The 21,631-nt window shown below is 73.4% G+C and carries 20 protein-coding genes; 11 read left to right on the top strand and 9 right to left on the bottom strand.

Annotated features, from left to right (window positions below; all coding sequences use genetic code 11):
• Positions 1 to 102: 102 nt before the first annotated feature.
• Positions 103 to 1,458, top strand: a complete 1,356-nt coding sequence (locus tag ACIQGQ_RS03670) for a PAS domain-containing protein (protein WP_402390123.1) — start codon at positions 103 to 105, stop codon at positions 1,456 to 1,458.
• Positions 1,459 to 1,482: 24 nt separating this feature from the next.
• Here ACIQGQ_RS03670 and ACIQGQ_RS03665 read toward each other — a convergent pair whose 3' ends face one another.
• The gene (locus ACIQGQ_RS03665) at positions 1,483 to 2,238 is read right to left on the bottom strand and encodes an SIS domain-containing protein (protein WP_402390120.1); all 756 of its coding nucleotides are present in this window, start codon (positions 2,236 to 2,238) and stop codon (positions 1,483 to 1,485) included.
• Between the two features lie 219 nt (positions 2,239 to 2,457).
• On the opposite strand from ACIQGQ_RS03665, the gene ACIQGQ_RS03660 reads away from it, so the two are divergent.
• Positions 2,458 to 3,150: a metal-dependent transcriptional regulator gene (locus tag ACIQGQ_RS03660; protein WP_402390118.1), complete on the top strand. Its 693-nt coding sequence runs from the start codon at positions 2,458 to 2,460 to the stop codon at positions 3,148 to 3,150.
• Positions 3,151 to 3,804: 654 nt separating this feature from the next.
• The gene (locus tag ACIQGQ_RS03655; RefSeq protein WP_402390115.1) at positions 3,805 to 4,698 is read left to right on the top strand and encodes an alpha/beta fold hydrolase; all 894 of its coding nucleotides are present in this window, start codon (positions 3,805 to 3,807) and stop codon (positions 4,696 to 4,698) included.
• A gap of 27 nt (positions 4,699 to 4,725) precedes the next feature.
• On the opposite strand, the gene ACIQGQ_RS03650 is transcribed toward ACIQGQ_RS03655, so the two are convergent.
• The 3 genes from ACIQGQ_RS03650 to ACIQGQ_RS03640 all read right to left on the bottom strand — a co-directional run bounded on the left by ACIQGQ_RS03650 (position 4,726) and on the right by ACIQGQ_RS03640 (position 7,967).
• Positions 4,726 to 6,390, bottom strand: coding sequence for a transporter (locus ACIQGQ_RS03650; protein ID WP_402390112.1), 1,665 nt, complete (start codon positions 6,388 to 6,390; stop codon positions 4,726 to 4,728).
• Positions 6,387 to 7,229 carry an ABC transporter ATP-binding protein gene (locus tag ACIQGQ_RS03645; RefSeq protein ID WP_402390110.1) on the bottom strand — a complete coding sequence of 281 codons (843 nt, stop codon included), beginning with the start codon at positions 7,227 to 7,229 and terminating at the stop codon, positions 6,387 to 6,389. The genes ACIQGQ_RS03650 and ACIQGQ_RS03645 overlap by 4 nt, the downstream gene beginning before the upstream one ends.
• 63 nt (positions 7,230 to 7,292) lie before the next feature.
• A complete protein-coding gene (locus tag ACIQGQ_RS03640; protein WP_402390108.1) occupies positions 7,293 to 7,967 on the bottom strand; it encodes a bifunctional DNA primase/polymerase in 675 nt (224 codons plus the stop codon).
• Between the two features lie 380 nt (positions 7,968 to 8,347).
• On the opposite strand from ACIQGQ_RS03640, the gene ACIQGQ_RS03635 reads away from it, so the two are divergent.
• Positions 8,348 to 9,730 carry a transcriptional regulator gene (locus tag ACIQGQ_RS03635; RefSeq protein WP_402390105.1) on the top strand — a complete coding sequence of 461 codons (1,383 nt, stop codon included), beginning with the start codon at positions 8,348 to 8,350 and terminating at the stop codon, positions 9,728 to 9,730.
• Positions 9,731 to 9,930: 200 nt separating this feature from the next.
• Positions 9,931 to 11,445: a hypothetical protein gene (locus tag ACIQGQ_RS03630; RefSeq protein WP_402390102.1), complete on the top strand. Its 1,515-nt coding sequence runs from the start codon at positions 9,931 to 9,933 to the stop codon at positions 11,443 to 11,445.
• Between the two features lie 57 nt (positions 11,446 to 11,502).
• On the opposite strand, the gene ACIQGQ_RS03625 is transcribed toward ACIQGQ_RS03630, so the two are convergent.
• Positions 11,503 to 12,591: an ABC transporter substrate-binding protein gene (locus ACIQGQ_RS03625; protein WP_402390100.1), complete on the bottom strand. Its 1,089-nt coding sequence runs from the start codon at positions 12,589 to 12,591 to the stop codon at positions 11,503 to 11,505.
• Here ACIQGQ_RS03625 and ACIQGQ_RS03620 point away from each other — a divergent pair.
• The 3 genes from ACIQGQ_RS03620 to purU are packed head-to-tail and all read left to right on the top strand — an operon-like array spanning position 12,590 to position 14,308.
• Positions 12,590 to 12,841 (top strand): hypothetical protein, encoded by a 252-nt coding sequence (locus ACIQGQ_RS03620; RefSeq protein WP_402390097.1) that lies wholly within the window; start codon positions 12,590 to 12,592, stop codon positions 12,839 to 12,841. The genes ACIQGQ_RS03625 and ACIQGQ_RS03620 overlap by 2 nt on opposite strands.
• Before the next feature lie 56 nt (positions 12,842 to 12,897).
• Entirely contained in the window at positions 12,898 to 13,401 is a 504-nt protein-coding gene (locus ACIQGQ_RS03615) for a hypothetical protein (protein ID WP_402390095.1), read from the top strand.
• Between the two features lie 28 nt (positions 13,402 to 13,429).
• Positions 13,430 to 14,308, top strand: a complete 879-nt coding sequence (purU, locus tag ACIQGQ_RS03610) for a formyltetrahydrofolate deformylase (RefSeq protein WP_402390092.1) — start codon at positions 13,430 to 13,432, stop codon at positions 14,306 to 14,308.
• 46 nt (positions 14,309 to 14,354) lie between these two features.
• Here the strand turns inward: purU and ACIQGQ_RS03605 are convergent, their stop codons facing one another.
• Positions 14,355 to 15,695 (bottom strand): zf-HC2 domain-containing protein, encoded by a 1,341-nt coding sequence (locus ACIQGQ_RS03605; RefSeq protein ID WP_402390089.1) that lies wholly within the window; start codon positions 15,693 to 15,695, stop codon positions 14,355 to 14,357.
• Positions 15,692 to 16,273, bottom strand: a complete 582-nt coding sequence (locus tag ACIQGQ_RS03600) for an RNA polymerase sigma factor (RefSeq protein WP_402390086.1) — start codon at positions 16,271 to 16,273, stop codon at positions 15,692 to 15,694. The genes ACIQGQ_RS03605 and ACIQGQ_RS03600 overlap by 4 nt, the downstream gene beginning before the upstream one ends.
• 328 nt (positions 16,274 to 16,601) lie before the next feature.
• Here ACIQGQ_RS03600 and ACIQGQ_RS03595 point away from each other — a divergent pair, with 328 nt between their 5' ends.
• Positions 16,602 to 16,976, top strand: coding sequence for an STAS domain-containing protein (locus ACIQGQ_RS03595; RefSeq protein ID WP_366295050.1), 375 nt, complete (start codon positions 16,602 to 16,604; stop codon positions 16,974 to 16,976).
• Between the two features lie 10 nt (positions 16,977 to 16,986).
• Here the strand turns inward: ACIQGQ_RS03595 and ACIQGQ_RS03590 are convergent, their stop codons facing one another.
• Together ACIQGQ_RS03590 and ACIQGQ_RS03585 are read right to left on the bottom strand one after the other, a co-directional pair.
• Positions 16,987 to 17,529 carry a hypothetical protein gene (locus tag ACIQGQ_RS03590; RefSeq protein ID WP_402390083.1) on the bottom strand — a complete coding sequence of 181 codons (543 nt, stop codon included), beginning with the start codon at positions 17,527 to 17,529 and terminating at the stop codon, positions 16,987 to 16,989.
• Between the two features lie 52 nt (positions 17,530 to 17,581).
• Entirely contained in the window at positions 17,582 to 19,129 is a 1,548-nt protein-coding gene (locus ACIQGQ_RS03585) for a class I adenylate-forming enzyme family protein (protein WP_402390080.1), read from the bottom strand.
• Between the two features lie 147 nt (positions 19,130 to 19,276).
• Between ACIQGQ_RS03585 and ACIQGQ_RS03580 the strand changes: the two genes are divergently transcribed.
• Complete coding sequence (locus ACIQGQ_RS03580; protein ID WP_402390078.1) at positions 19,277 to 20,470, top strand: amidohydrolase family protein; 1,194 nt, start codon at positions 19,277 to 19,279, stop codon at positions 20,468 to 20,470.
• Between the two features lie 6 nt (positions 20,471 to 20,476).
• Positions 20,477 to 21,628: an acyl-CoA dehydrogenase family protein gene (locus tag ACIQGQ_RS03575; RefSeq protein ID WP_402390075.1), complete on the top strand. Its 1,152-nt coding sequence runs from the start codon at positions 20,477 to 20,479 to the stop codon at positions 21,626 to 21,628.
• The last annotated feature ends 3 nt before the right edge of the window (positions 21,629 to 21,631 follow it).

The raw sequence follows: 21,631 nt of genomic DNA, 5'->3' as shown, positions 1-21,631 counted from the left end.
CTGCGGCAGCTGATTTCCGGGAAGTCGGTGTGGGCCGTGCCGCCTTCGAGTTCAATGGTCTGACGTGCGGAAATACCGAATGCGTCCTGCGGGGGGTACGGGGTGAACGCGTCCACGAGCAGTGGAACGACCGAGGCGCTCGGGCCCGACGAGGAGCCGGGGCCGGGGGCCGAACTGCTGGCGGCCCTGCTCGACGGGATGGACGCCGCGTTCTGCGCGTTCGACGCGAAGGGCACGATCACCCACTGGAACCGTGAGGCCGTCCGGATCCTGGGCTGGTCCGCCGAGGAGGCCGTGGGGCGGGCCGGGTTCGCCGGGTGGGCGGTGCGGCGGGCGGACGCCGGGGAGGTGCAGGCCCGGCTGATGGCGGCCATGGACGGGGCCGGGCGCCGGGTCCACGAGTTCGCGCTGCTGCGCAAGGACGGCGGTCGGGTGCTCGTGCGGACCCAGGCGGCCGGGGTCCGGGGCGCGGCCGGCCGGTCGGCCGGGGTGTACTGCGCGTTCACCGAGGTGCACGCGCAGATCGGCCTGGAGCGGTCCATCGCGCTGAGCGAGGCCCTGTTCGAGGACGCGTCCTGGGGCGTGGTCGTCGTCGACGCGGACCTGCGCCCGGCGGTCGTCAACGCGTACGCGGCCCGGGCGCTGGGGGTCGGCCGTACGACGATGCTGGGGCGTCCGCTGGGCGAGCTGATCGTGCAGGGCGTCGAGGACCTGGAGGGCGCGTTGCAGCACGTGCTCGCCGAGGGCGCGCCACCGGCGCCCGCCGAGCAGTGGGTGACGCTGCGGACGGCGGAGGGGGAGCGGCGCCGGTGCTGGCGCAGCGGTTTCATGCGGCTGGCGTCGCCGCTGGCCGAGGAGCCGGTGCCGCTGGGGGTCGGCTGGGTGTTCCAGGACGTGACGGCGGAGCGGCTGGCGGCGGCGGAGGCGGACCGGACGCGGTTCCGGTCGAACCAGCTGCACCGGGCGTCGCGGGCGGCCTGCGAGTGCGAGGACCCGATGGAGGCGGCGACGTCGTACCTGGACTTCGCGCTCGCGGGCTTCGCCGACCACGCGCTGGTGGACCTGGTGTCGGGGGAGCGGCTGGTGCGGGTGGCGGCGACGCCGTCCGGTGAGCCGGGGCCGTGCCTGCCGGTGGCCGGTGGCGGTGTTCCGCTGCGGTACGCGCCGGGGCATCCGGCGCTCCAGGCGGTGGACCGTACGGGGTCGGTGCGGGCCAGCGCGGGGAGCGGGGCGGAGGCCGGGGCGTGGGCGGGGGAGCGGCAGTGGCCCGGGGACGCGGTGCACGCGCTGTGCGCGGTGCTGCGGAGCCGGGGGCGCACGCTGGGCGTGGTGACCTTCCTGCGCTCCGCCCACCGCACCGCCTTCGAACGGCCCGACGCGGTGTACGCGGAGAGCGTGGCGGTGCGGGTGGCGGCGGCGGTCGACCTCGGGCAGGCGCTGACGGCCCAGGGTGTCTGACCCGCCCGGGCCGCCGGACACGCCCTACTGGCGGTAGAAGATCCGGTCGCGGTACTCCGTCATGACCCGGCCGTTCCACTCGTGGCCGCCGTCGACGTTCCCCGAGCGCAGCATCGGCGGCTCCACGCCGCGCGCCACCAGCTGTTCGGCCGCGGCGGCCATCATGGCCTGCATCAGGGCGCTGGTGACCACCGTGGAGGCGGGGGCGAACGGGGCCTCGATCCCTTCGAGGGTCAGCTCCGCGTCGCCGATGGCGATCTTGCTGTCGAGCACGATGTCGCAGTGGTCGCGGAGGAAGCCGCCGGAGCTGTGCCGGGAGCGGGTGGTGTCGGCGTACGCGACCGAGGTCACGCCGATGACCTTGAGGCCGAGCGCCCGGGCGTTCACCGCCATCTCGATCGGCAGGGCGTTGCGCCCGGAGAGCGAGATGATCACGAGGACGTCGCCGGCCTGGGCGGGGCTGGAGTCCAGCACGGCACTGGCCAGCCCGTCGACCCGTTCCAGCGCGGAGCCGAGCGTCGCGGGCATCACGTCGACCCCGACCGTTCCCGGTACGGCGAGCAGGTTCATCAGGGCGAGGCCGCCGGCCCGGTAGACGACGTCCTGGGCGGCGAGCGAGGAGTGTCCGGCGCCGAAGGCGAAGAGCCGGCCGCCCGCGGCGACGGTGTCGGCGATCGCGGCACCGGCGGCGGCGATGTTGCCGGACTCCTCGTCGCGTACCCGTTCCAGCAGGCCGATCGCTGCGTCGAAGAACTGACCGGCCAGCTTGCTGTCGCTCATCGAGGAGGCCCTTTCCGGCGGTGGGGAGGGAGGAGGAGGTGTTCGGGGTGTCCGTGCCGCCGATCACGTTGCGGTCTGGACCAGTGACCTGTCAATACCGCCCGGGCGGCTCCACCGCACGGCGTTCGGCAGGGGAGGCACGGTTGTCGGTGGTATGCGTCAGAATTGGTGACAGGGCCAGCACACGACTTCTTCCTGTCACAGCACCGAGGGGCACGAATGTCCGGACTGATCGACACCACGGAGATGTATCTCCGCACCATCCTCGAGCTTGAGGAGGAAGGCGTGGTCCCCATGCGCGCCCGGATCGCGGAGCGGCTCGACCAGAGCGGCCCGACGGTCAGCCAGACGGTGGCGCGCATGGAGCGCGACGGGCTGGTGCAGGTCGCGGGCGACCGGCATCTGGAGCTGACGGACGAGGGGCGCCGCCTCGCGACGCGTGTGATGCGCAAGCACCGGCTCGCGGAGTGCCTGCTCGTCGACGTGATCGGCCTGGAGTGGGAGCAGGTCCACGCCGAGGCGTGCCGCTGGGAGCACGTGATGAGCGAGGCCGTGGAGCGGCGGGTGCTGGAGCTGCTGCGCCACCCGACGGAGTCGCCGTACGGGAATCCGATCCCGGGCCTGGAGGAGCTGGGCGAGAAGGCCGAGGCCGATCCGTTCCTCGACGAGGGCATGGTGAGCCTGTCGGAGCTGGACCCGGGTACGGACGGCAAGACGGTGGTCGTGCGCCGGATCGGGGAGCCGATCCAGACGGACGCCCAGCTGATGTACACGCTGCGGCGGGCGGGTGTGCAGCCCGGTTCGGTGGTCAGCGTGACCGAGTCGGCCGGCGGGGTGCTGGTCGGCAGCAGTGGTGAGGCCGCCGAGCTGGGTCCGGACATCGCCTCGCACGTCTTCGTGGGCAAGCGCTGATCCCCGTCGGCGCGAGCTGATCCCCGCTCCGGTTCCCGGGGGCCGTCCCCGCTGCGGTTCCCGCTCCGGGTTCCCGGGCGGGAGGGCCTGTCCCCGGTGGAACCGAGGGTGCCCTTACTGTCCCCTTTTCTTTTTCTCTGTCCCGAACCGCAGCGCTCCGGCGGATTGCGTGCCAGGCTGTCGCTGAGGCATACCTGGGGGTGTCGGCCGATGGGCCGCGCGGTCGGGAGGGGGCAGGCGCATGCACCCGTCGCAGTCGCACGGGCGCGGCCGGCAGGTCCGGTGCGCGAACGGGGGGCGTGGCCGCCGTGTGCCGTCGCGAGCGGCTTCCGGTACAGCGAAGGGCCCCGGCGCCGTGCGGCGCCGGGGCCTGTCCTCCCCTGCTTCGACCTGGAGCCCCGAGCTCTCTAGGTCGTTCCCAGCGGGCCCTCATCCCCGAGTGGCCCGCCTCCCGCTGAAGATCTCCCCTCCGCCACCGGCATCAATCCTTCGAAGCCGTCACTCGAACGAGCGGTGTTGCGTGGCAGAACCCTATTTTCGAACGTGAGTTCGATATTCTGGCGTGGTGCGTACGGCGCGTGCGGTGTGGCCGGGACCGTGGTGCGGCCCGGTGGTCGAACGGTGATCGAGGACCAGAAGGGGGTGCCAGGACATATGGTGCGACGCATCGATGTGACCGGGACCGGGGGCGTGCGCCTCGCGGCCTGGGAGTTCGCCGAGCCGCCCAAGGGGCGCGCGGAGGGCGACCGCGCCCCCGGCGTCCTCCTGCTCCACGGCCTGATGGGCCGGGCCGCGCACTGGGCTCCGACCGCCCGCTGGCTCGCCGAGCGGCACCGGGCCGTCGCGCTGGACCAGCGGGGCCACGGCCGCAGCGACAAGCCGGCCGACGGTCCGTACACCCGCGATGTGTACGTCGCCGACGCCGAGGCCGCGATCGAACAGCTCGACCTCGCGCCCGTCACTCTCGTCGGGCACGCGATGGGGGCGCTGACGGCCTGGCAGCTCGCCGTGAAGCGGCCCGATCTCGTGAGGGCCCTGGTCGTCTCCGACATGCGGGCCTCCGCGCTGGGCGCGGCCTCGCAGCGCGAGTGGGACGACTGGTTCCGTACCTGGCCGGTGCCGTTCGCGACGCTCTCCGACGTACGGAAGTGGTTCGGCGAGGACGATCCCTGGGTGGAGCGGCCCAACCCGGCCCGTGGCGAGTACTTCGCCGAGGTGATGGCCGAGCGGGCCGACGGCTGGCGCCCCGTCTTCTCCCGCCGCCAGATGCTCCAGTCCCGCGCCACCTGGGTGTTCGACGCGCACTGGGAGGAGCTGGCGCAGGTCGACTGCCCGACCCTGGTGCTCCGCGGCCTCGACGGCGAGCTGGGCCGGGCCGAGGCCCAGGAGATGGTCCGCGTACTGCCGCGCGGGCAGTACGCGGAGGTGGCCGACGCCGGCCATCTCGTCCACTACGACCAGCCCGAGGGCTGGCGTGCGGCGGTCGAGCCCTTCCTGGAGCAGTTCGCCGAGGAGACCCCCGGCGACCGCGAAGCCGTTCCGACGTGACCGCTCCGGGGCGACCCGGCCCGGCGGTCAGCCCTTGCTGACCGCCGCCAGGATCTCCGGGAGCCGGTCCGCCGTGCGCGGCGCCGCGATCCGCAGCCCCGCCCAGACGACCAGCGCCCCGTACGCGATCCCTCCGGGCAGCAGCGTCCACAGCCACGACTGGTGGTCCGCGACGTGCAGCCAGATCGTCACCCCGACCAGGGGCAGGCAGAGCAGCCCCGCCGAGAACATCCCGCCGAACATGGAGATCCAGGCGAGCCCGGCCTGCCCCGGCGCCACGTTCTTGAACGCCCCGTCCTGCGGGATCGAGTACGGGAAGAGCGCCGACGTCACCGCGCCCGTCGCCAGCATCCCGCCGAGGATGCCGATCGACAGCCCCAGCGCCGAGGGCATTGTTCCCCAGTCGCCGAGCACCGCCGCCGTCACCACCGTCACCACGACCGTGTAGGGCAGCGTGACCAGCAGCAGCGCCAGCGCCCGCGCCCGCAGCTCCAGATAGGCGTCCCGGGGGGAGGAGATCGTCAGCGACACCATCCAGAACGCGGAGGTGTCCTGGCCGAACTGGTTGTACATCTGGACGCCGATCATCCCGGCGGCGAACGTGGCGAAGTAGACCGAGCCGTTGCCCTGGAGCGCGTTGAACAGCGGTACGAGCAGCCCGACCGCCAGCGCCGTGACCCAGGCGGACTTGGTCTTCGGATCGCGGACGATGTACCGCAGGCCGCGCTCCATCACCGGGCCCGTGCGCCCCGCGGGCAGCAGCCCGGAGAGCCGGGAGCCGTCCTTGCCGGTCTTCTCGCGGGCCGTACCGGCGGCGGCCAGGGTCGAGCCGTCCGGCGCCGTCATCAGCTTCGCCAGACTCCGCTGCCACAGCCACAACAGCGCCAGCAGCGCCGCCACCGACAGCAGCAGCTGCCCGGCGGCCTGCCCGTACGCGCCGCGCGACGCCGAGTCCACCGCCCCGATCGCGGAGGCGGGCGGCAGCCAGCGCACCACGTCCGCGACCGGGTCGAGCGTGGACAGACCGCCCGCCTCGCTGAGCCGCTGCGCGCCGAAGTTGACCACCTGGAAGCCCACCGCGATGACCAGGCCGCTGAGCACCGCCAGGTCACGGCCCTTGCGGGAGGTCAGCAGCCGGGTGTTGGCCGTGGCCACCGTACGGGCCAGCGCCACGCACAGCAGCAGCGCGAGCGGGGCGCAGACCACCGCGAAGGCGGCCCCGGCCGCCCCGTACGCCACCGCCGCCACCGAACCGGCCGTCAGGCAGAGAGTGAACAGCGGGCCGATCCCGACCAGCGAGGCCGTCAGCAGCGCCGCGACCAGCGGGCGCGGGCGCAGCGGCAGCATCACCAGCCGGCTCGGGTCCAGGGTCTCGTCACCGCTCGGGAAGAAGAGCGGCATCACGGCCCAGCCGACCGCCAGCACCCCCGCCAGCAGGACGGTGACGGCGGCGACATGGGCGTTGCCGCGCAGCGCGACCAGCCCGATCAGCTGGCCGACGGCGACCAGCAGGGCGAAGACGACGGAGGTGATGTACGCGGCCCGCCGTTTGGCCGACTGCCGCAGTCCGTTCCGGAGGAGGGCCAGCTTCAGCCCGACGAAGACGCCGACGAGCCCCTCGCCGCCGGCCGCCGGTCCGGCCGCCCGGCCGGGAGCGGGGGCGGTTCCCGCCGGGGTGTCGAGGGCGCTCATCGCGGACCGCCCAGCCAGTCCAGGGACTCGCCGGTGGCGCGCGTACCGGCCCCGACGAGTTCGAGGAAGGCGTTCTGCAGCGAGGGAGCCCCGCCGCGGACCTGCTCCAGGGTGCCCTGGGCGCGGATCGTCCCGGCGGCCATGACGGCGACCCAGTCGCAGAGGGACTCGACCAGCTCCATCACATGGCTGGAGAAGACGACGGTCGCGCCGGAGCGGGTGTAGCGCTCCAGGACCTCGCGGATGGTCTGCGCCGAGACCGGGTCGACGCCCTCGAACGGCTCGTCGAGGAAGAGCACTTCGGGGTTGTGCAGCAGCGCGGCCGCGAGCCCGATCTTCTTCCGCATGCCGGTCGAGTAGTCGACCACCAGCTTGTGCTGGGCGCCCGCCAGGCCGAGCACGTCCAGGAGCTGGGTGGCCCGCTTGTCCACCTCGGCGCCCGGCAGCCCGCGCAACCGGCCGTTGTACGCGAGGAGTTCGCGCCCGGAGAGCCGCTCGAAGAGGCGCAGCCCCTCGGGGAGCACGCCGATCCGGCGCTTGACCTCGACCGGGTCGCTCCATACGTCGTGACCGGCGACCTCGACGCGCCCCTGGTCGGGCCGGAGCAGCCCGGTGACCATCGACAACGTGGTGGTCTTGCCCGCGCCGTTGGGCCCGACGAGGCCGATGAACCGGCCCGCGGGCAGCTCCAGATCGATCCCCGCGACCGCGGTCTGTTCCCCGAACCGCTTCCACAGGCCCTGTACGCGGACGGCGGGAGGCGGAGTGGTCGGTCCGCCCGTGCCGTTCGCCGTCGTGCTGCCGGTCCCCGTCTGCTCGGGCCGTTCCCGGTCCGTCATGTCCCGCTGCCTTCCTGTGGCCCCGTTTACCCCGATTACGGGACCACCTTACGAAAGGCCGTTCTACCGGGGACGGTCGCGGGCGTCGGCGGCTTCCCGGGCGCAGGCGTAGGCGAGCGGGCTCATCAGCTCCTCCGCGTCCGGCAGCCAGCGGTTGGCGGCGGTCGGGCGGCGGACCCACTGGACCGTCCCGTAGCCGCCGATCCGGGTCGGCGGGGCCATGACGTACGTGCCGTCGCCGCGGGCGGTCAGATCGATGGCCTCGGCCTGCCAGCCCAACTTCCGTACCAGGCCCGCCACCTTGCCGGCGGCGCCGGGCAGGACGAAGAAGTGGATCCGCCGGTCGGGGCTGTGGGTGGCCGGGCCGAGCGGCAGGCCCATCCGCTCCATCCGGGCCAGCGCCATGAAGCCCGCGGACTCGGGGACGTCGATCGTGTCGAAGGCGTGCCCGGTGGGCAGCAGGATCGACGCCTTCGGCTGCCGGCTCCACATCCGGCGGGCCGCGGCCCCGCTCCCGGTCGCCCGGCCCGCCCAGTCGGCCCCCGCGGGATGGCCGCCGGGGAACGCGCAGGCGGCGTCCCCGCAGGAGCACCGCTCGGCCCCCTCCACCGCCTCCAGCCACGTCCCCGGGCACACGTCCCAGTGCCGTTCCTCCGCGTACCGCACCGCCGCGTCGAGCAGATGTCCCTCCCTCTGCCGGGGGACCTTCGCGGCTTCCTTGACGCCTGCTTCCGTCACTTCCGCTGCTTCCGCCGCCACTCCCGTGACGACGACGGACTCTTCCGTCCGGATGCGCTCTTCCACGCTGAGCACAACTACGGCCAATGACCGGGGTTACGGGGGCGAAAGGTGCGCTCACGGCGCTCGATTCCGCATCCGGGGCGCATGGGTGCATGGGCGGGGGCGCGCAGTAGGCAGGGCGGGGCCGGGCGGGTAAGCACTTACGGGCAAACCGGCGGGCGGCCGTCGGGCGGATCCGGAACGGTCGGCCTCTGTCATATGCCGACAGGAATGGCACCGAAGAAGACGCCCGTGATGAACACGATGATTCCGTGCATTTTCCGCGTATTCGCCGGGCAGTGATCGGCTCAATCATCACTGCGGCCTCAGGGGGAAACATGGCAGCCAGGCCTCTCGTAGCCCGCCAGCCGAACGAACGGCTCCAGGCACTCATTCAGGAAGCCGGATGCTCCAACGCCGGACTGGCCCGTCGGGTCAACATGGTCGGCGCGGAGCGCGGGCTCGACCTGCGGTACGACAAGACGTCCGTGGCCCGTTGGCTGCGGGGACAGCAACCACGTGGGAGGGCACCGGGGATCATCGCGGAAGCACTCGGCCGCAAGCTCGGCCGTACGGTCACGATCGACGAGATCGGCATGGCCAACGGAAAGAACCTGGCGTCCGGCGTCGGCCTCCAGTTCGCCCCGACCGTGATCGGCGCGATCGAGCAGGTCTGCGAGCTGTGGCGGAGCGACGTGGGCCGGCGGGACTTCCTGTCCGGTTCGGCGGTCGCCTCCTCCGCGCTCGTCGAGCCCAGCCGCGACTGGCTGATCACCGGCGCGGACCCGCAGGTGGCCCGGTCCGCCGGGGCCCGGGTCGGGATGTCGGACGTGGCGGCGGTGCGGTCGATGACGGCCGCGCTGGTCGACCTCGACCACCGCTTCGGCAGCGGGCACGTACGGCCGGTCCTGGTGCACTACCTCAACAGCGTGGTGTCCGGGCTGCTCTCCGGGGCGTACCGGGAATCGGTAGGCCGCCAGTTGTTCGCGGCGGTCGCCCGACTCACCGAACTGGGCGGGTACATGGCGGTGGACACCGGCCAGCCGGGCCTCGCCCAGCGCTACTACATCCAGGCGCTGCGGCTGGCGCAGGCGGCGGACGACCGGGCGTACGGCGGTTACGTGCTGGCCGCCTCGATGAGCCATCTCGCCGCCCAGCTGGGCAATCCCCGGGAGATCGCCCAACTCGCCCGCGCCGCGCAGGAGGGCGCGCGCGGACACGTCACGCCGAGGGCGGAGGCGATGTTCTACGCGGCGGAGGCGCGCGGCCACGCGCTGCTCGGTGACGCCCGCACCTGCCAGGAGGTCACCGGCCACGCGCTGGCGTCCCTGGAGAAGGCCGAGCCGGAGACGGGCGACGACCCCGACTGGATCGCCCACTTCGACCACGCCTATCTCGCGGACGAACTGGCGCACTGCCACCGCGACCTGGGCCAGGCGGAGGCGGCCGCCCGCAGGGCCAAGGAGTCCCTGGCCGGTCTCCCGGAGTCCCGGGCCCGCCGCCGGGGAATCGGGCTGGTGCTGCTGGCCACGGCCCAGGTCCAGATGCGCGAGGTGGAGCAGGCGTGCCACACCGGTACGCAGGCGATGGAGCTGCTGGGCTCGGTGCGCTCCAGCCGGGGCGCGGAGTATCTCGACGACCTCCAGCAGCGGCTGCTGCCGTACGGGGACGAGTCGGCGGTGCGGGAGTTCGGCGCCCGGCTGGAACTCCAGGCGGCGTAGACGGTGCGCCGGGGTCGGACACGGCCTGCCCGGAGGGCGGCCGGGGGGTGTCCGACCGCCCCATTCACCGCGCCATGAGGGGCGCGGAGCATTGCGCCGCCTGTGAAGGGGTGGTGAGTGACCACACACGCTTGGCGGACCGCGCCGACCACCCGATAGCGTGAGCCGACGATTCCGTAGGTTTACACGTAGGAGTCCCGGTGACGCAGAGCGGCGGACACGGCGGCGAGCAGCAGTTCCCTGCTGAACGGCCCGCGCACGAAGGTGTCGTGCTGCCCGGGGGCGGCAGCGAGCCCTGGATATCAGGGCCCGCGGATCAGGCCGCCCCGGCGGGCGGACAACCGTGGGGCGGTTCCTGGGGGCCACAGGCCGCGCACCAGCCTCCGCCCCAGCAGCCGGGGCAGGGCCAGGGGCAGTACGGCGGGCAGGCACCGTACGGCCAGGACCAGTACGGCCAGGGTCCGTACGATCCGGGGCAGTACGGCCAGGGCCAGGGCCACGGCCAGGGCTATGCGCAGCCGGGGCAGGGGTACGGATACCCGCCGGCCCAGCAGCAGCCGCCGCAGCCGCACTCCCAGCCGCTGCCGCCACAGCAGGCCCAGCAGCCGCAGCAGCCCCCGCAGTCGTTCGCGCAGCCGCTGCCGCCCGAGGCCGTGCCCGGTGCGGGCGGGGACGCGGACGCCACGCAGTACATCGCGCCGGTGCCCGGCGGGCCCGCGCCCGGTGGGCTGCCGCCGGAGAACCCCGCCGAGTCGACAGCGTTCCTCGGCCGCACCGGGGCGCAGCCCCCGCAGCAGGCGTACCAGCAGCCCGGTCAGGGCCAGGGCGGGGACGCGGACGCCACGCAGTACATCGCGCCGGTGCCCGCCGGTGCCCCGTACGACGTCCGGCCCGGCGCCCCGGGCGAACGGCAGCCGCCCGCCGAGTTCGACAACCTGTTCCGCAGCGACGAGCCGGCCGGCGCCACCCAGCAGATGCCCCAGCTCCCTCACGCCCCCGCGTACCAGGGCGCCCCGCCGGCCCACCAGCCCCCGCCCCCGTCCGCGTACCGGCCGGTGGACGAGGAGCCGCCCGCGCGCCGGAAGCGGCCGCACGTCACGCTGATCGCGGCGGTCGTGGCCGGCTGCGCCGTCGTCGGTCTCGGCGCGGGCGCGCTGCTCAGCGGCAACGGCGACGACAAGGCCAAGGACGACCAGCAGCCGGTCGCCTCGGCGAGCCGGCCCGCCGACAAGCCCACCCAGGAGGCCCCCGCCGACCCGGCGAAGCCCCAGGCCGAGGAGCTGGACAAGCTGCTGGCGGACAGCAACAACAGCCGGGCCGCGGTCATCGGCGCCGTCGAGAAGACCAAGAACTGCACCGACCTGGACGAGGCCGTGACGGCCCTGAAGGACGCCGCGAAGCAGCGCCGCGACCTGGTGACCCGGCTCGGCGGCCTCACGGTCGACCAGCTGCCCGAGAACGAGCGGCTGACCAGCGCCCTCACCCGGGCGTGGCAGGCGTCCGCCTCCGCCGACGACCACTACGCGGCCTGGGCCGAGCAGGCCAAGCACGGCCGGAAGGTGTGCAAGCACGGCAAGGCCCGTACGACCTCCGAGACGCAGCAGGCCAACGCGCAGAGCGGCGAGGCGAGCAAGGCGAAGCAGGAGGCGTCGAAGCTCTGGAACTCGATCGCGGCGAAGTACGGCCTGACCCGCCGGGCGGCGACGGAGCTCTGACCCCGGCCGGTGGTCCGGGCGCCCCGGCGGCCCGGACCGGCCGGAGTCCCGGCCCGGTCAGCTTCTGGTGCTGGCGTCCGAGAGCGTCTCCGCGACGTCCACGAACCCCTTCCGGTCCGCGACGAGCCGCCCGCCGCGGACCACCTGGAACGTCACCCTGGTGTTGACGATCCGCGGATAGGCGGTGGAGCCCAGCACGTCGTCGAATCCCCAGCGCAGCACCGGCGTGAGGCCGCCGGTCCCGACCGAGGTGCCGGTGTTGAGGGCGGAGGTGATCCGCCACGGGGTGATCCGGGAGGCGTCGACCGCCTTCACCAGCCCCTTCAGCACGGTGTACGCGACCCAGGTGGTCTGCACCCCGGTGTCGTCCGGGTCGATCCGGTTGTCGCCGAAGGCGTACTTCCGGATCACCTGCCGCATCCCGTCCCAGCGGGCGTCGCCCGAGTCCGGGTACCAGCCGGTGACGTACGCCCCCTCGAACGGGCTGTTCCGGCCGCCGGTGCTGTCGATCAGCGGCTGGTCGACGCTGCCGAGCACCGAGGAGATCCGCACCTTCCCGTACGACGGCTCCATCCGCCGGAACGAGTCGAAGAAGGTCTCCGTCCGCCTGCCGAGCACCGCCGTCGCGCAACCGCCGGACGGGCCCGCCGCGCGGAGCGCCGCACCGGCCGCGTCGTCGTACGAGGTCGCCGTCTCCGGCGCCCGGATGTCGGCCGGCGCGGACCGCCCGGCGGAGGTCAGGCCGGTCCGCAGGAGCCATGCCTGGCCGTCGCCGCCGAGGGTGTCCGGCCGCACCACCGACACCCGCTCGCAGGAGCGGGCCAGCTGCCGGGCGTTGCCCGCGAGCAGGGCGGCCTGGCCGCCGTTGACCGGGAAGGACAGGTAGCTGGAGAACTCCTCGTCGGTGGCGCCGTACCCGCCGATGAAGGGGATGCCGGCGCCCTCCAGCACCGGCATGAACGCCGACCCGTGCCGGCTGTACGAGCCGACGACCGCGACCGCCTTCTCCTTGACGGCCCGCCGGGCGCAGCCGGCCGCGCCGGCGGAGGTGTCCTGCTCGTCGCAGGTGAGGACGCGCAGGTGGTGGCCGTTCAGGCCGCCGTTGTCGTTGACCCAGCGGGCGTAGGCGCGCGCCATGGAGGTCATGCCCGCCATGTTCACCGTGTCCGGCCCGGCGACGCCGCTCGGCGCCCAGGTCATGACGGTGACGCTCTCCCTGGAGCCCCCCGTGGCCCCAGGGAGAGCGCCGCAACCGCTGATCAGCGATGCCCCGAGCACCGCGCTCGTCAGGATTCTGGAGAAGCGCGGAGAAATGTGGCGTCGCCATCCGGTCATGGGCATGAACATTTCCGGATTCGGGGTAACGGCGCCGTGTGCACCGGTCAACACGCGGTGACGTCCGGGTGAATTCCGGGGGCCCGGACGACGGGCGCGCGAGGGAACGTACGATCGATGACCGTGCAGCAAGGTTCGGAGAACTCTTCCCGTCGCGGCCGTCGCTCCTCCACCATGGGCGGCATGCCGCTGAATGACATGCCGTGGTGGCGCTGGCGCAGCAACGTGCGCTCGGCGCTGCACATGCTCTCCGACCCCGTCTTCCACCATGAGTGCTGGCTGGCCGGCCGGGAGGGGTACGGCGACGTCACCGACGCCGTCTACCGCCTGGTCGAGGACACCTGGCTGGACAACTGGTCCGCCGAGAAATACATAGGCACGATCTTCCGCGACGCGGGCGAGGCGGCCCTCGTCGACGTCGCCGTCCTGCGGGTGCTGCGCATCATGCACCAGGTCGGGGCGGACGCCCCCGTCTCCGCGTACCTGGAGCACCCCGGCTGGCCGGAGGCCGTGCAGGCCGCCCGCGAGGCCCATGTGCTGCTCGCCGGGAACGACGGCGAGGACCCCGACACGCCGCCGCGTTCCCTCGACGTCCTCCACATTCTGACCGGTTCGGCCTGACGGCTCCCCGGTGTGGCACGCTACGGGAATGACCGAGCCGCAGCCCGCCGGGGACGCCCCCGAGCAGTACGTCCTCACGCTGTCCTGCCCCGACAAGCAGGGCATCGTGCACGCCGTGTCGAGCTATCTCTTCATGACCGGCTGCAACATCGAGGACAGCCAGCAGTTCGGTGACCACGACACCGGTCTCTTCTTCATGCGCGTCCACTTCTCGGCGGAGGCGCCGGTGACCGTGGAGAAGCTGCGGGCCAGCTTCGCCGCGGTCGGCGACTCCTTCCGGATGGACTGGCAGATCCACCGCTCCGCGGAGCGGATGCGGATCGTGCTGATGGTCAGCCGGTTCGGGCACTGCCTCAACGACCTGCTGTTCCGCTCGCGGATCGGGGCGCTGCCGGTCGAGATCGCCGCCGTCGTCTCCAACCACACGGACTTCGCCGAGCTGGTCGCCTCGTACAACGTGCCGTTCCGGCACATTCCGGTGACCAGGGAGAACAAGGCCGACGCGGAGGCGCGGCTGCTGGAGCTGGTCCGCGAGGAGGACGTCGAGCTGGTCGTCCTCGCCCGCTACATGCAGGTCCTCTCGGACGACCTGTGCAAGCAGCTGAGCGGCCGGATCATCAACATCCACCACTCCTTCCTGCCGAGCTTCAAGGGCGCGAAGCCGTACCACCAGGCGCACGCGCGCGGGGTCAAGCTGATCGGCGCCACGGCGCACTACGTGACGGCCGACCTCGACGAGGGGCCGATCATCGAGCAGGAGGTCGAGCGGGTGGGCCACGGCGTCACCCCCGACCAGCTGGTCGCCATCGGGCGCGACGTGGAGTGCCAGGCGCTGGCGCGGGCCGTGAAGTGGCACGCGGAGCACCGCATCCTGCTCAACGGCCACCGCACGGTCGTCTTCGCCTGACGCCCCCGGCGGTCCCGGCCCCCGGGACCCCGCCCGGTCCCGGCTCCTACAGGCGGCTCAGCGAGGCCGCGGCGAAGAGCACGTCCCGGATGGCCTCGCGGTCGCCCTGCTGACCGGCCGCGGCCTCCTCCGGCGAGACGTGCCCGGCGACCAGCCGGCAGAACTCCACCCCGTCCAGCGCGACCTGCGCCACGGTGTGCGCGGGCGAACCGAGCGCGGCGGGCGAGTCCAGCGGTACGTACCAGTCGCCGCCGCCCGAACCCTCGACCTCCAGATGGAGCGAACGGCCCGGTGAACCGGCCGTCACCAGGTGCCGGGCGGGCCCGGCCAGCCCGGACCGGCGGCGTGCGGCGAGGGTGGCGGGCAGCAGCCGGGCCGCCAGGTCGATCATCCGGTTGAGATGCGGGGCGGACGGGGTCTCGTACGGGTAGTCCACCGCGTCCGCGATGTCGCCGCCGTGCATCCAGCACTCGAAGGCCCGGTCCAGCAGGGCGTCGTGCATCGGCAGGGCGAAGTCCCCGTACGAGACGGACAGCTCGGAGACCCTGCGGCCGGCGAGGGACACCGTGCGGATGAGGGTGTGGGTCTGAGCGCGCCACGGCTCGTGGACCTCCCGGGTGGGCGGCAGCCGGGACGCCGACCAGTACGCCTCGGTGCGCGCGGTGGGGGAGAGCGGCCAGTCGGCGCCGGACCCGGAGCGGTGGTCGCCGAGCGGCACGTCGAGATCGAGGGCGGTGCCGATCAGCCCGTCGACGGCCGTCAGATGACCGATGACGCCCGCGACGGTGGTCCGGCGGCCGGTCTCCTGCTCGCTCTCGAACCACTTCAGCCGCACCGGGGCGTGCCACTCCGCGCCGCCGATGTCCCGGAGCAGCGCGTCGAGCCGGGCGGTCTCCGCCTCGTACGGCGCGGCCCAGCCCGGCACCGGGATGGCGGCCGGGCGGCGGCTCAGACAGGCGTCGATCACCCGGCCGCGCAGCGTCGGGTCGAGGTCCAGGCTGCCGTCGGTGTGCAGCAGCCCGACCGCGTCCCGCAGCCGCAGCGCCTCGTCCGCGCAGGCGGCGCACTCGGTCAGATGCGCCTCGACCGCCTCGGTCTCCTCCGTGGAGCAGGCGGACAGGGCCCAGGCGCCGAGCAGCGCCCTCAGGAGCCGGTGCGGTGGTTCCGGTGGGGCCACGGTGGATTCCGGTTCCGGTCGGGGCGTCGGCGGGGGAGGGGCCGGGGACGGCTCCCCGGCCGGTGGGACGGGACCGGGCGGCGGAGCGGCGGCGGGAGCGAGGTCGTCGGCCGCGGGCCGCTGCGCCGGTATGCGCCGGACGTTCCGGAGCCCGTCGGGGCGTCCGGCGGCGGGCCCCGCGCTCTCGGGCCCGTTCGCGTCGTCGGTCACCGGGAGGACCCGTATCCGGGCGGCGAGGCCCCGTCCGAGGGGCGGGCGTGGGCGCTGGAGAGGAGCTGGAGCCCGAGCCGGAGGCGGCGGCGGGCCTCGTCCTCGGTCACCCCGAGATCTGCCGCGGCCTGCCGGTAGTCCCGGCGCTGTACGTACGCGAGCTCCAGGGCGGCCCACAGCGGGGCGGGCATGGACTCGACGATGTAGTCGGCGCGCGCGGCGGCCGTGGCCCGGCTCACCCGCTCCTCCAGCGCGTCGAGCTCTTCGAACTCCGCCCCGTCCGCGCCGCCCGTACCCGTCTCGCGGAGCCTGCGCACCGCGTGGCGGTGGGCGAGCCGGGCCACCCAGGCCCGCATCGGTCCCTGCCGGGGGTCGTACGCGTCCGGGTTCTCCCACATGTAGCCGAAGACCTCACGGGTCACGTGGTCGGCGGCGGTGTCGTCGTCGAGTATCCGCTGGGCCTGGCTGTGCACCAGAGCGGCGAAGCGGTCGTAGAGCTCACCGAGCGCGGCCTCCTCGCCGCGCGCCAGTCGCTGCTGCATCCTGCGGTCCCAGCGGGGTGGTGCGTTTTTAGCCATGCGTCCCCCAGCCACGTTCCCCTCGTGGGACCGAATGTAGTCGCCGCTGCCGATGATGTACGTACCTTTGTGGCAAGTGCGCCCCTGAAACGGCCCGGGGTGGTAAGGGCGCGGCGGGGGTGTCCGGCGTCGCGGGGTGGCGGAATCCGGTCCCGGGGCGATCGTTCCGGTAGGACCGTGGTGGCGTTCTGGCGGAGCGGCCGGTGTTTCGAGGGGCCGTGACCGGGGCAGCGGCGAGAAGGAGGGAAAACTTCCGGATCGTCGGAATATCCGGAATCAGCCGAAGCATTGGAATCCTTGGAATTCCCGGAACGAGAGGCCCCGTCGCGTGACACTCACCGTGGCCGAGACCGTCCAGGCCGAATGGACCGTGCTGCGTATCCGCGGCGAACTGGACCTGCTGACGTCGTCCGCCGTGCGCCAGTCCGTCCACGACGCGGTCGCCGCCGGCCGCCACGACGTGGTGCTCGACCTCTCCGAGGTGCTGTTCTGCGACTCCAGCGGTGTCGGCGTACTGATCGCCGCCCGCCGGCTGATGCGCTCCTGCGGCGGCCGCCTGCGCCTGGTCCTCCCGGCCCGGGGCGCGGAGGAGGGCTCCCATGTGAACCGGGTGCTCGCCGCCCTCGGCGTGCGCCGCCTCTTCGACGTCTACCCGGACCCGGCCACGGCCGTCGCCCCCGACAGCCGCCCGCTCTCCGCCTGAGCGGGCGGGGTCACGGCCGGTCGTGCCAGGGGCGTACGCGGCCGATGACCCGGCCCGGTCCGTCGTCGGTGGTGGTGGCGGCCGGGGCGGGGGCGCGCGCCGCGGCCAGTACCCCGTCGGCGATCTCCTGGTGGGTGAGCCAGCGGGTGCCGTCCGGGCCGTCGGCGAAGCCGAGGACGACCGGGCGGTGGTCGCAGCCGGCCAGGTCCGGCGGCGGCAGCGGCCGGGCGCGGCCAGGGGCGGCCGCCGCGCTGCCCCGGATGTCGACGACCACCGCGCCGGCCGCCAGTACGTCCGCGACGACGGGGAGGGCGGTGTCGCGGCTGGGGGTGCGGATCCACAGGACGACCGTCCGGAACGGGCCCAGTTCGTCCCGGGCCCGTTCCAGCGCCGAGCGGAAGCCCCTGGTGTCGGTGTAGTCCGTGGCCAGGGCCAGCGTCCTGGCGGGGTGGGCGGTGCTCCGTACCAGCGCGCGGAGGGCCGCCTCGCCCCGGGCGGCGACGGCGGTGCGCAGCCCGTCCGCCACCAGCCCGCGGACGGTGCCGGAGAGCATGCCCGTACCGCCCACGACGAGCGCCGGTCCCGGGGCCCGTACCGGATCGGGCTCAGGCGAACCGCTCCCGGAGGCGGTACTTGAGGACCTTGCGGAGGGTGTCGTTGCGGGGAAGGGCATCCAGGACCTCCAGGCGTTCGGGGAGTTTGTGCACGGCGAGGCCCTCGGCGCGGAGGTGGCCGGTGATCCCGGCCAGGGTCAGCGGGGCGGCGCCGGACGGCTGTTCGACGACCGCGCAGACCAGTTCGCCGCGCTCCGGGTCCGGGAGGCCGATCACCGCCGCGTCGGCGACGCCCGGGTGGCGGTGGAGCAGGTCCTCTATCTCCTTGGCGGAGATGTTCTCACCCTTGCGGATGATGATGTCCTTGAGGCGCCCGGTGAGCACCAGATGGCCGCTCTCGCGGAGGTGGCCGACATCGCCGGTGATCAGGAAGCCCTCGGCGTCGAAGGCCGCGGCACGGGCCGCCGGGTCCAGATAGCCCGCGCAGACGGCCTCGCCGCGCAGCCGGACCTCGCCGTCGGTGCCGTACGGCAGGGGCCCGCCCCGCTCGTCGGTGATCCGGATCTCCATGCCCCCGGGCGGGCGGCCCTCCGTCCCGGCCAGGTGCTCCGGGGTGTCGTCCGGGTCGCCCATGGTGATCATGGGGACCTCGGTCATGCCGTATCCGTGGGTGAGCTGGAGGCCCATCTCCCGGACCACCGCGTGGTAGAGCTCCGGCGGCTTGGGGGCGCCGCCGCCCGCCAGCAGCCGGAGGGAGGGGACGGGCCGGGTGCCCGGGTCCTTGCGCTGTTCGGCCAGGAACATCGAGTAGAACGCGGTGGACCCGCCCGCGACCGTCACCCCGTGGCGCCGGTACTCCGCCAGCGCGTCCGGCAGCGCGAAGTGCTCGAACAGCACTGCGGGGAACCCGTACAGCAGCAGCATCACCGAGTAGTCCGGCCCGGCGACATGGGCGAACGGGAAGGCCATCGAGCCGACGTCGTTCGGGGTCAGCCGCAGCGCGTGGGCCAGGCAGGCGCCCGCCGAGATCAGGCTCCGGTCGGTGTGCAGGACGCCCTTCGGGTCGGAGGTGGTGCCCGAGGTCCAGTAGATCCAGCGCACCGCCGTACCGTCGGCGGGCGGCGGCGGCAGCACCGCCGGGTCGCCGTCCGGGAGCGTGTCGTACGCCTCGAAGACCTCCGGCGCCCGCCGTCCGGGCTCCCCGGCCAGCCGCTTCGCCATCGCCGTGTGGTCGAACCCCCGCCAGGTGCCCGGCACCGCGAAGAACTCCGCCTCCGACTCGCGCAGCGCGAACCCCGTCTCGCGGTCCCGGTAGAAGGGGATGACGGGCGACTGGACGGCCCCGATCCGGGTCAGCGCGAAGGAGAGCAGCACCGTCTCGATCCGGGTCGGCAGCTGCCAGGCGACGACGGTGCCGGGGCGCACTCCCATCCCCCACAGCCCGGCCGCCACCCGCTCGCCGCGTTCGCGCAGCCCGCCGAAGGTCAGGACGCGGTCGCCCTGGAGGAGGAAGGGGCGGTCCGGGGTCAGGGCGGCCCGGCGTTCGACGAGTTCCCAGAAGGTGCGCGAGGCGTCCAGGGCGTGCGCGGTCCCGGTCATGGCCGACCCCTCTCAATAGCTGACGGATAGTCAGATAGTGCGAAGAGCGTAGAGCGCCGCGCCTTGTCGGTCCAGGGGTGCGGGGCTAGCCTGAGGGCGACATCGATCTGACGGGTCATCAGAAAAACGTTCGCCGGAGGGGACACCATGACGGAACTGCCTCGCATCGTCAGCGTCGACGACCATGTGATCGAGCCGCCGCACCTCTTCTCGACCTGGCTGCCCGCGAAGTACCGCGAGCGCGGCCCGCAGCCGCTCACCGCGGGCATCGGCGAGCTGGCGTACACCGGCGGCAAGTACGTCATCACGATGGACCCGGACGGGCCGCCCACCGACTGGTGGATCTACGAGGACCTGAAGTTCCCGTACAAGCGGAACATCGCCGCCGTCGGCTTCGACCGCGACGACATGACGCTGGAGGGCATCACCCGCGCCGAGATGCGGCCCGGCTGCTGGGACCCGGCCGAGCGGCTCAAGGACATGGACCTCAACCACGTCGAGGCCAGCCTCTGCTTCCCGACCTTCCCGCGCTTCTGCGGCCAGACCTTCGCGGAGGCGCACGACAAGGAGGTCGCGCTCGCCTGCGTCCGCGCCTACAACGACTGGATGGTCGAGGAGTGGTGCGGCGACAGCGGCGGCCGGCTGATCCCGCTCTGCATCATCCCGCTCTGGGACATCGACCTGGCCGTCGCCGAGATCCGGCGGAACGCGGCGCGCGGGGTGCGGGCGGTGACCTTCTCGGAGATCCCCACCCACCTCGGGCTCCCCTCCATCCACACCGGCTACTGGGACCCCTTCTTCGCCGTCTGCGAGGAGACCGGCACGGTCGTCAACATGCACATCGGGTCCAGCTCGCAGATGCCGGCCGCCTCCCCGGACGCCCCGCCCGCCGTGCAGGCCAGCCTCTCCTTCAACAACGCCATGGCCTCGATGATGGACTTCCTCTTCAGCGGGGTCCTGGTCCGCTTCCCCCGGCTGAAGCTCGCCTACAGCGAGGGCCAGATGGGCTGGATCCCGTACGCCCTGGAGCGCGCCGACGACGTCTGGGAGGAGCACCGCGCCTGGGGCGGGGTGCGCGATCTGATCCCCGAGCCGCCGTCCACGTACTACTACCGGCAGATCTTCTGCTGCTTCTTCCGCGACAAGCACGGCATCGCCTCGCTCGACGTCGTCGGCCGCGACAACGCCACCTTCGAGACCGACTACCCGCACGTGGACTCGACCTTCCCGCACACCAAGGAGGTCGCCCTCGACCACGTCAAGGGACTGGACGACGAGACCGTCTACAAACTGATGCGCGGAAACGCCATCCGGATGCTCGGCCTGGACCTGGACAGGTAGGCCGCCGTGGACCTCGCGTACACGGAGGAGGAAGAGGAGTTCCGGGCGCGGCTGCGGGCCTGGCTGGCCGCCGCGCTCCCGTCGCTGCCCGCGAAACCCGCCCCCGAGGACTGGCCGGGGCGGCGCGCGTACGACACGGCCTGGCAGCGGGCGCTGTACGACGCCGGGTACGCCGGTCTGCACTGGCCGCTCGACGCGGGCGGCCGGGGCGCCACCCCCACCCAGCACCTGATCTTCCTGGAGGAGACCGAGCTGGCCGGGGCCCCGTACGTCGGCGCCAACTTCGTCGGGCTGCTGCACGCCGGACCGACCATCGCCGCCGAGGGCACCGCCGGGCAGCGGGCCCGCTGGCTGCCGCCGGTGCTGCGCGGCGACGAGATCTGGTGCCAGGGGTTCAGCGAGCCCGGTGCCGGATCGGACCTCGCCGCGCTGCGGACCCGGGCGGTGCGCGACGGGGACGACTACGTGGTCAGCGGCAGCAAGATCTGGACCTCGCACGCCGAGGTCGCCGACTGGTGCGAACTGCTGGTCCGCACCGACCCGGCGGCCCCCCGGCACCGCGGCATCACCTGGCTCGCCATGGCGATGGACGCCCCCGGCGTCACCGTCCGCCCGCTGCGCACCCTCGCCGGATCGACCGAGTTCGCCGAGGTCTTCCTCGACGAGGTACGGGTGCCGGCGGAGAACCGGGTCGGCGCCGAGAACGACGGCTGGCGGGTCACCATGGTCACCCTCTCCTTCGAGCGCGGCACCGCCTTCGTCGGCGAGGTCGTCGCCTGCCGCCGCACCCTGGCCGCGCTCGCCGCCGAGGCCCGGCGCCGGGGCTCCTGGGACGATCCGGTGCTCCGCCGCCGGCTCGGCGGGCTCAACGCCGAGTTCCGGGCGCTGTGGCGGCTCACCCAGTGGAACGTCAGCGAGGCCGGGCGGGGCGGTGTCGTCGGCACCGGCGGCTCCGTCTTCAAGCTGCGCTACTCGCACGCCCGCCAGGAGCTGTACGAGGCGGCGGCCGAGGTGCTCGGCGCCGACGCCGCCGACCTGGACCGGGAGTGGGTGCTCGACCGGCTCTCCTCGCTCTCGTACACCATTGCCGCGGGCACCTCGCAGATCCAGCGGAACATCGTCGCCGAACGCGTGCTCGGCCTGCCGAAGGGGCGCTGACGC

The sequence above is a fragment of the Streptomyces sp. NPDC092952 genome, from assembly GCF_044754785.1.
Lineage (GTDB): Bacteria > Actinomycetota > Actinomycetes > Streptomycetales > Streptomycetaceae > Streptomyces.
This window is presented reverse-complemented; position numbering and strand designations above follow the sequence as displayed.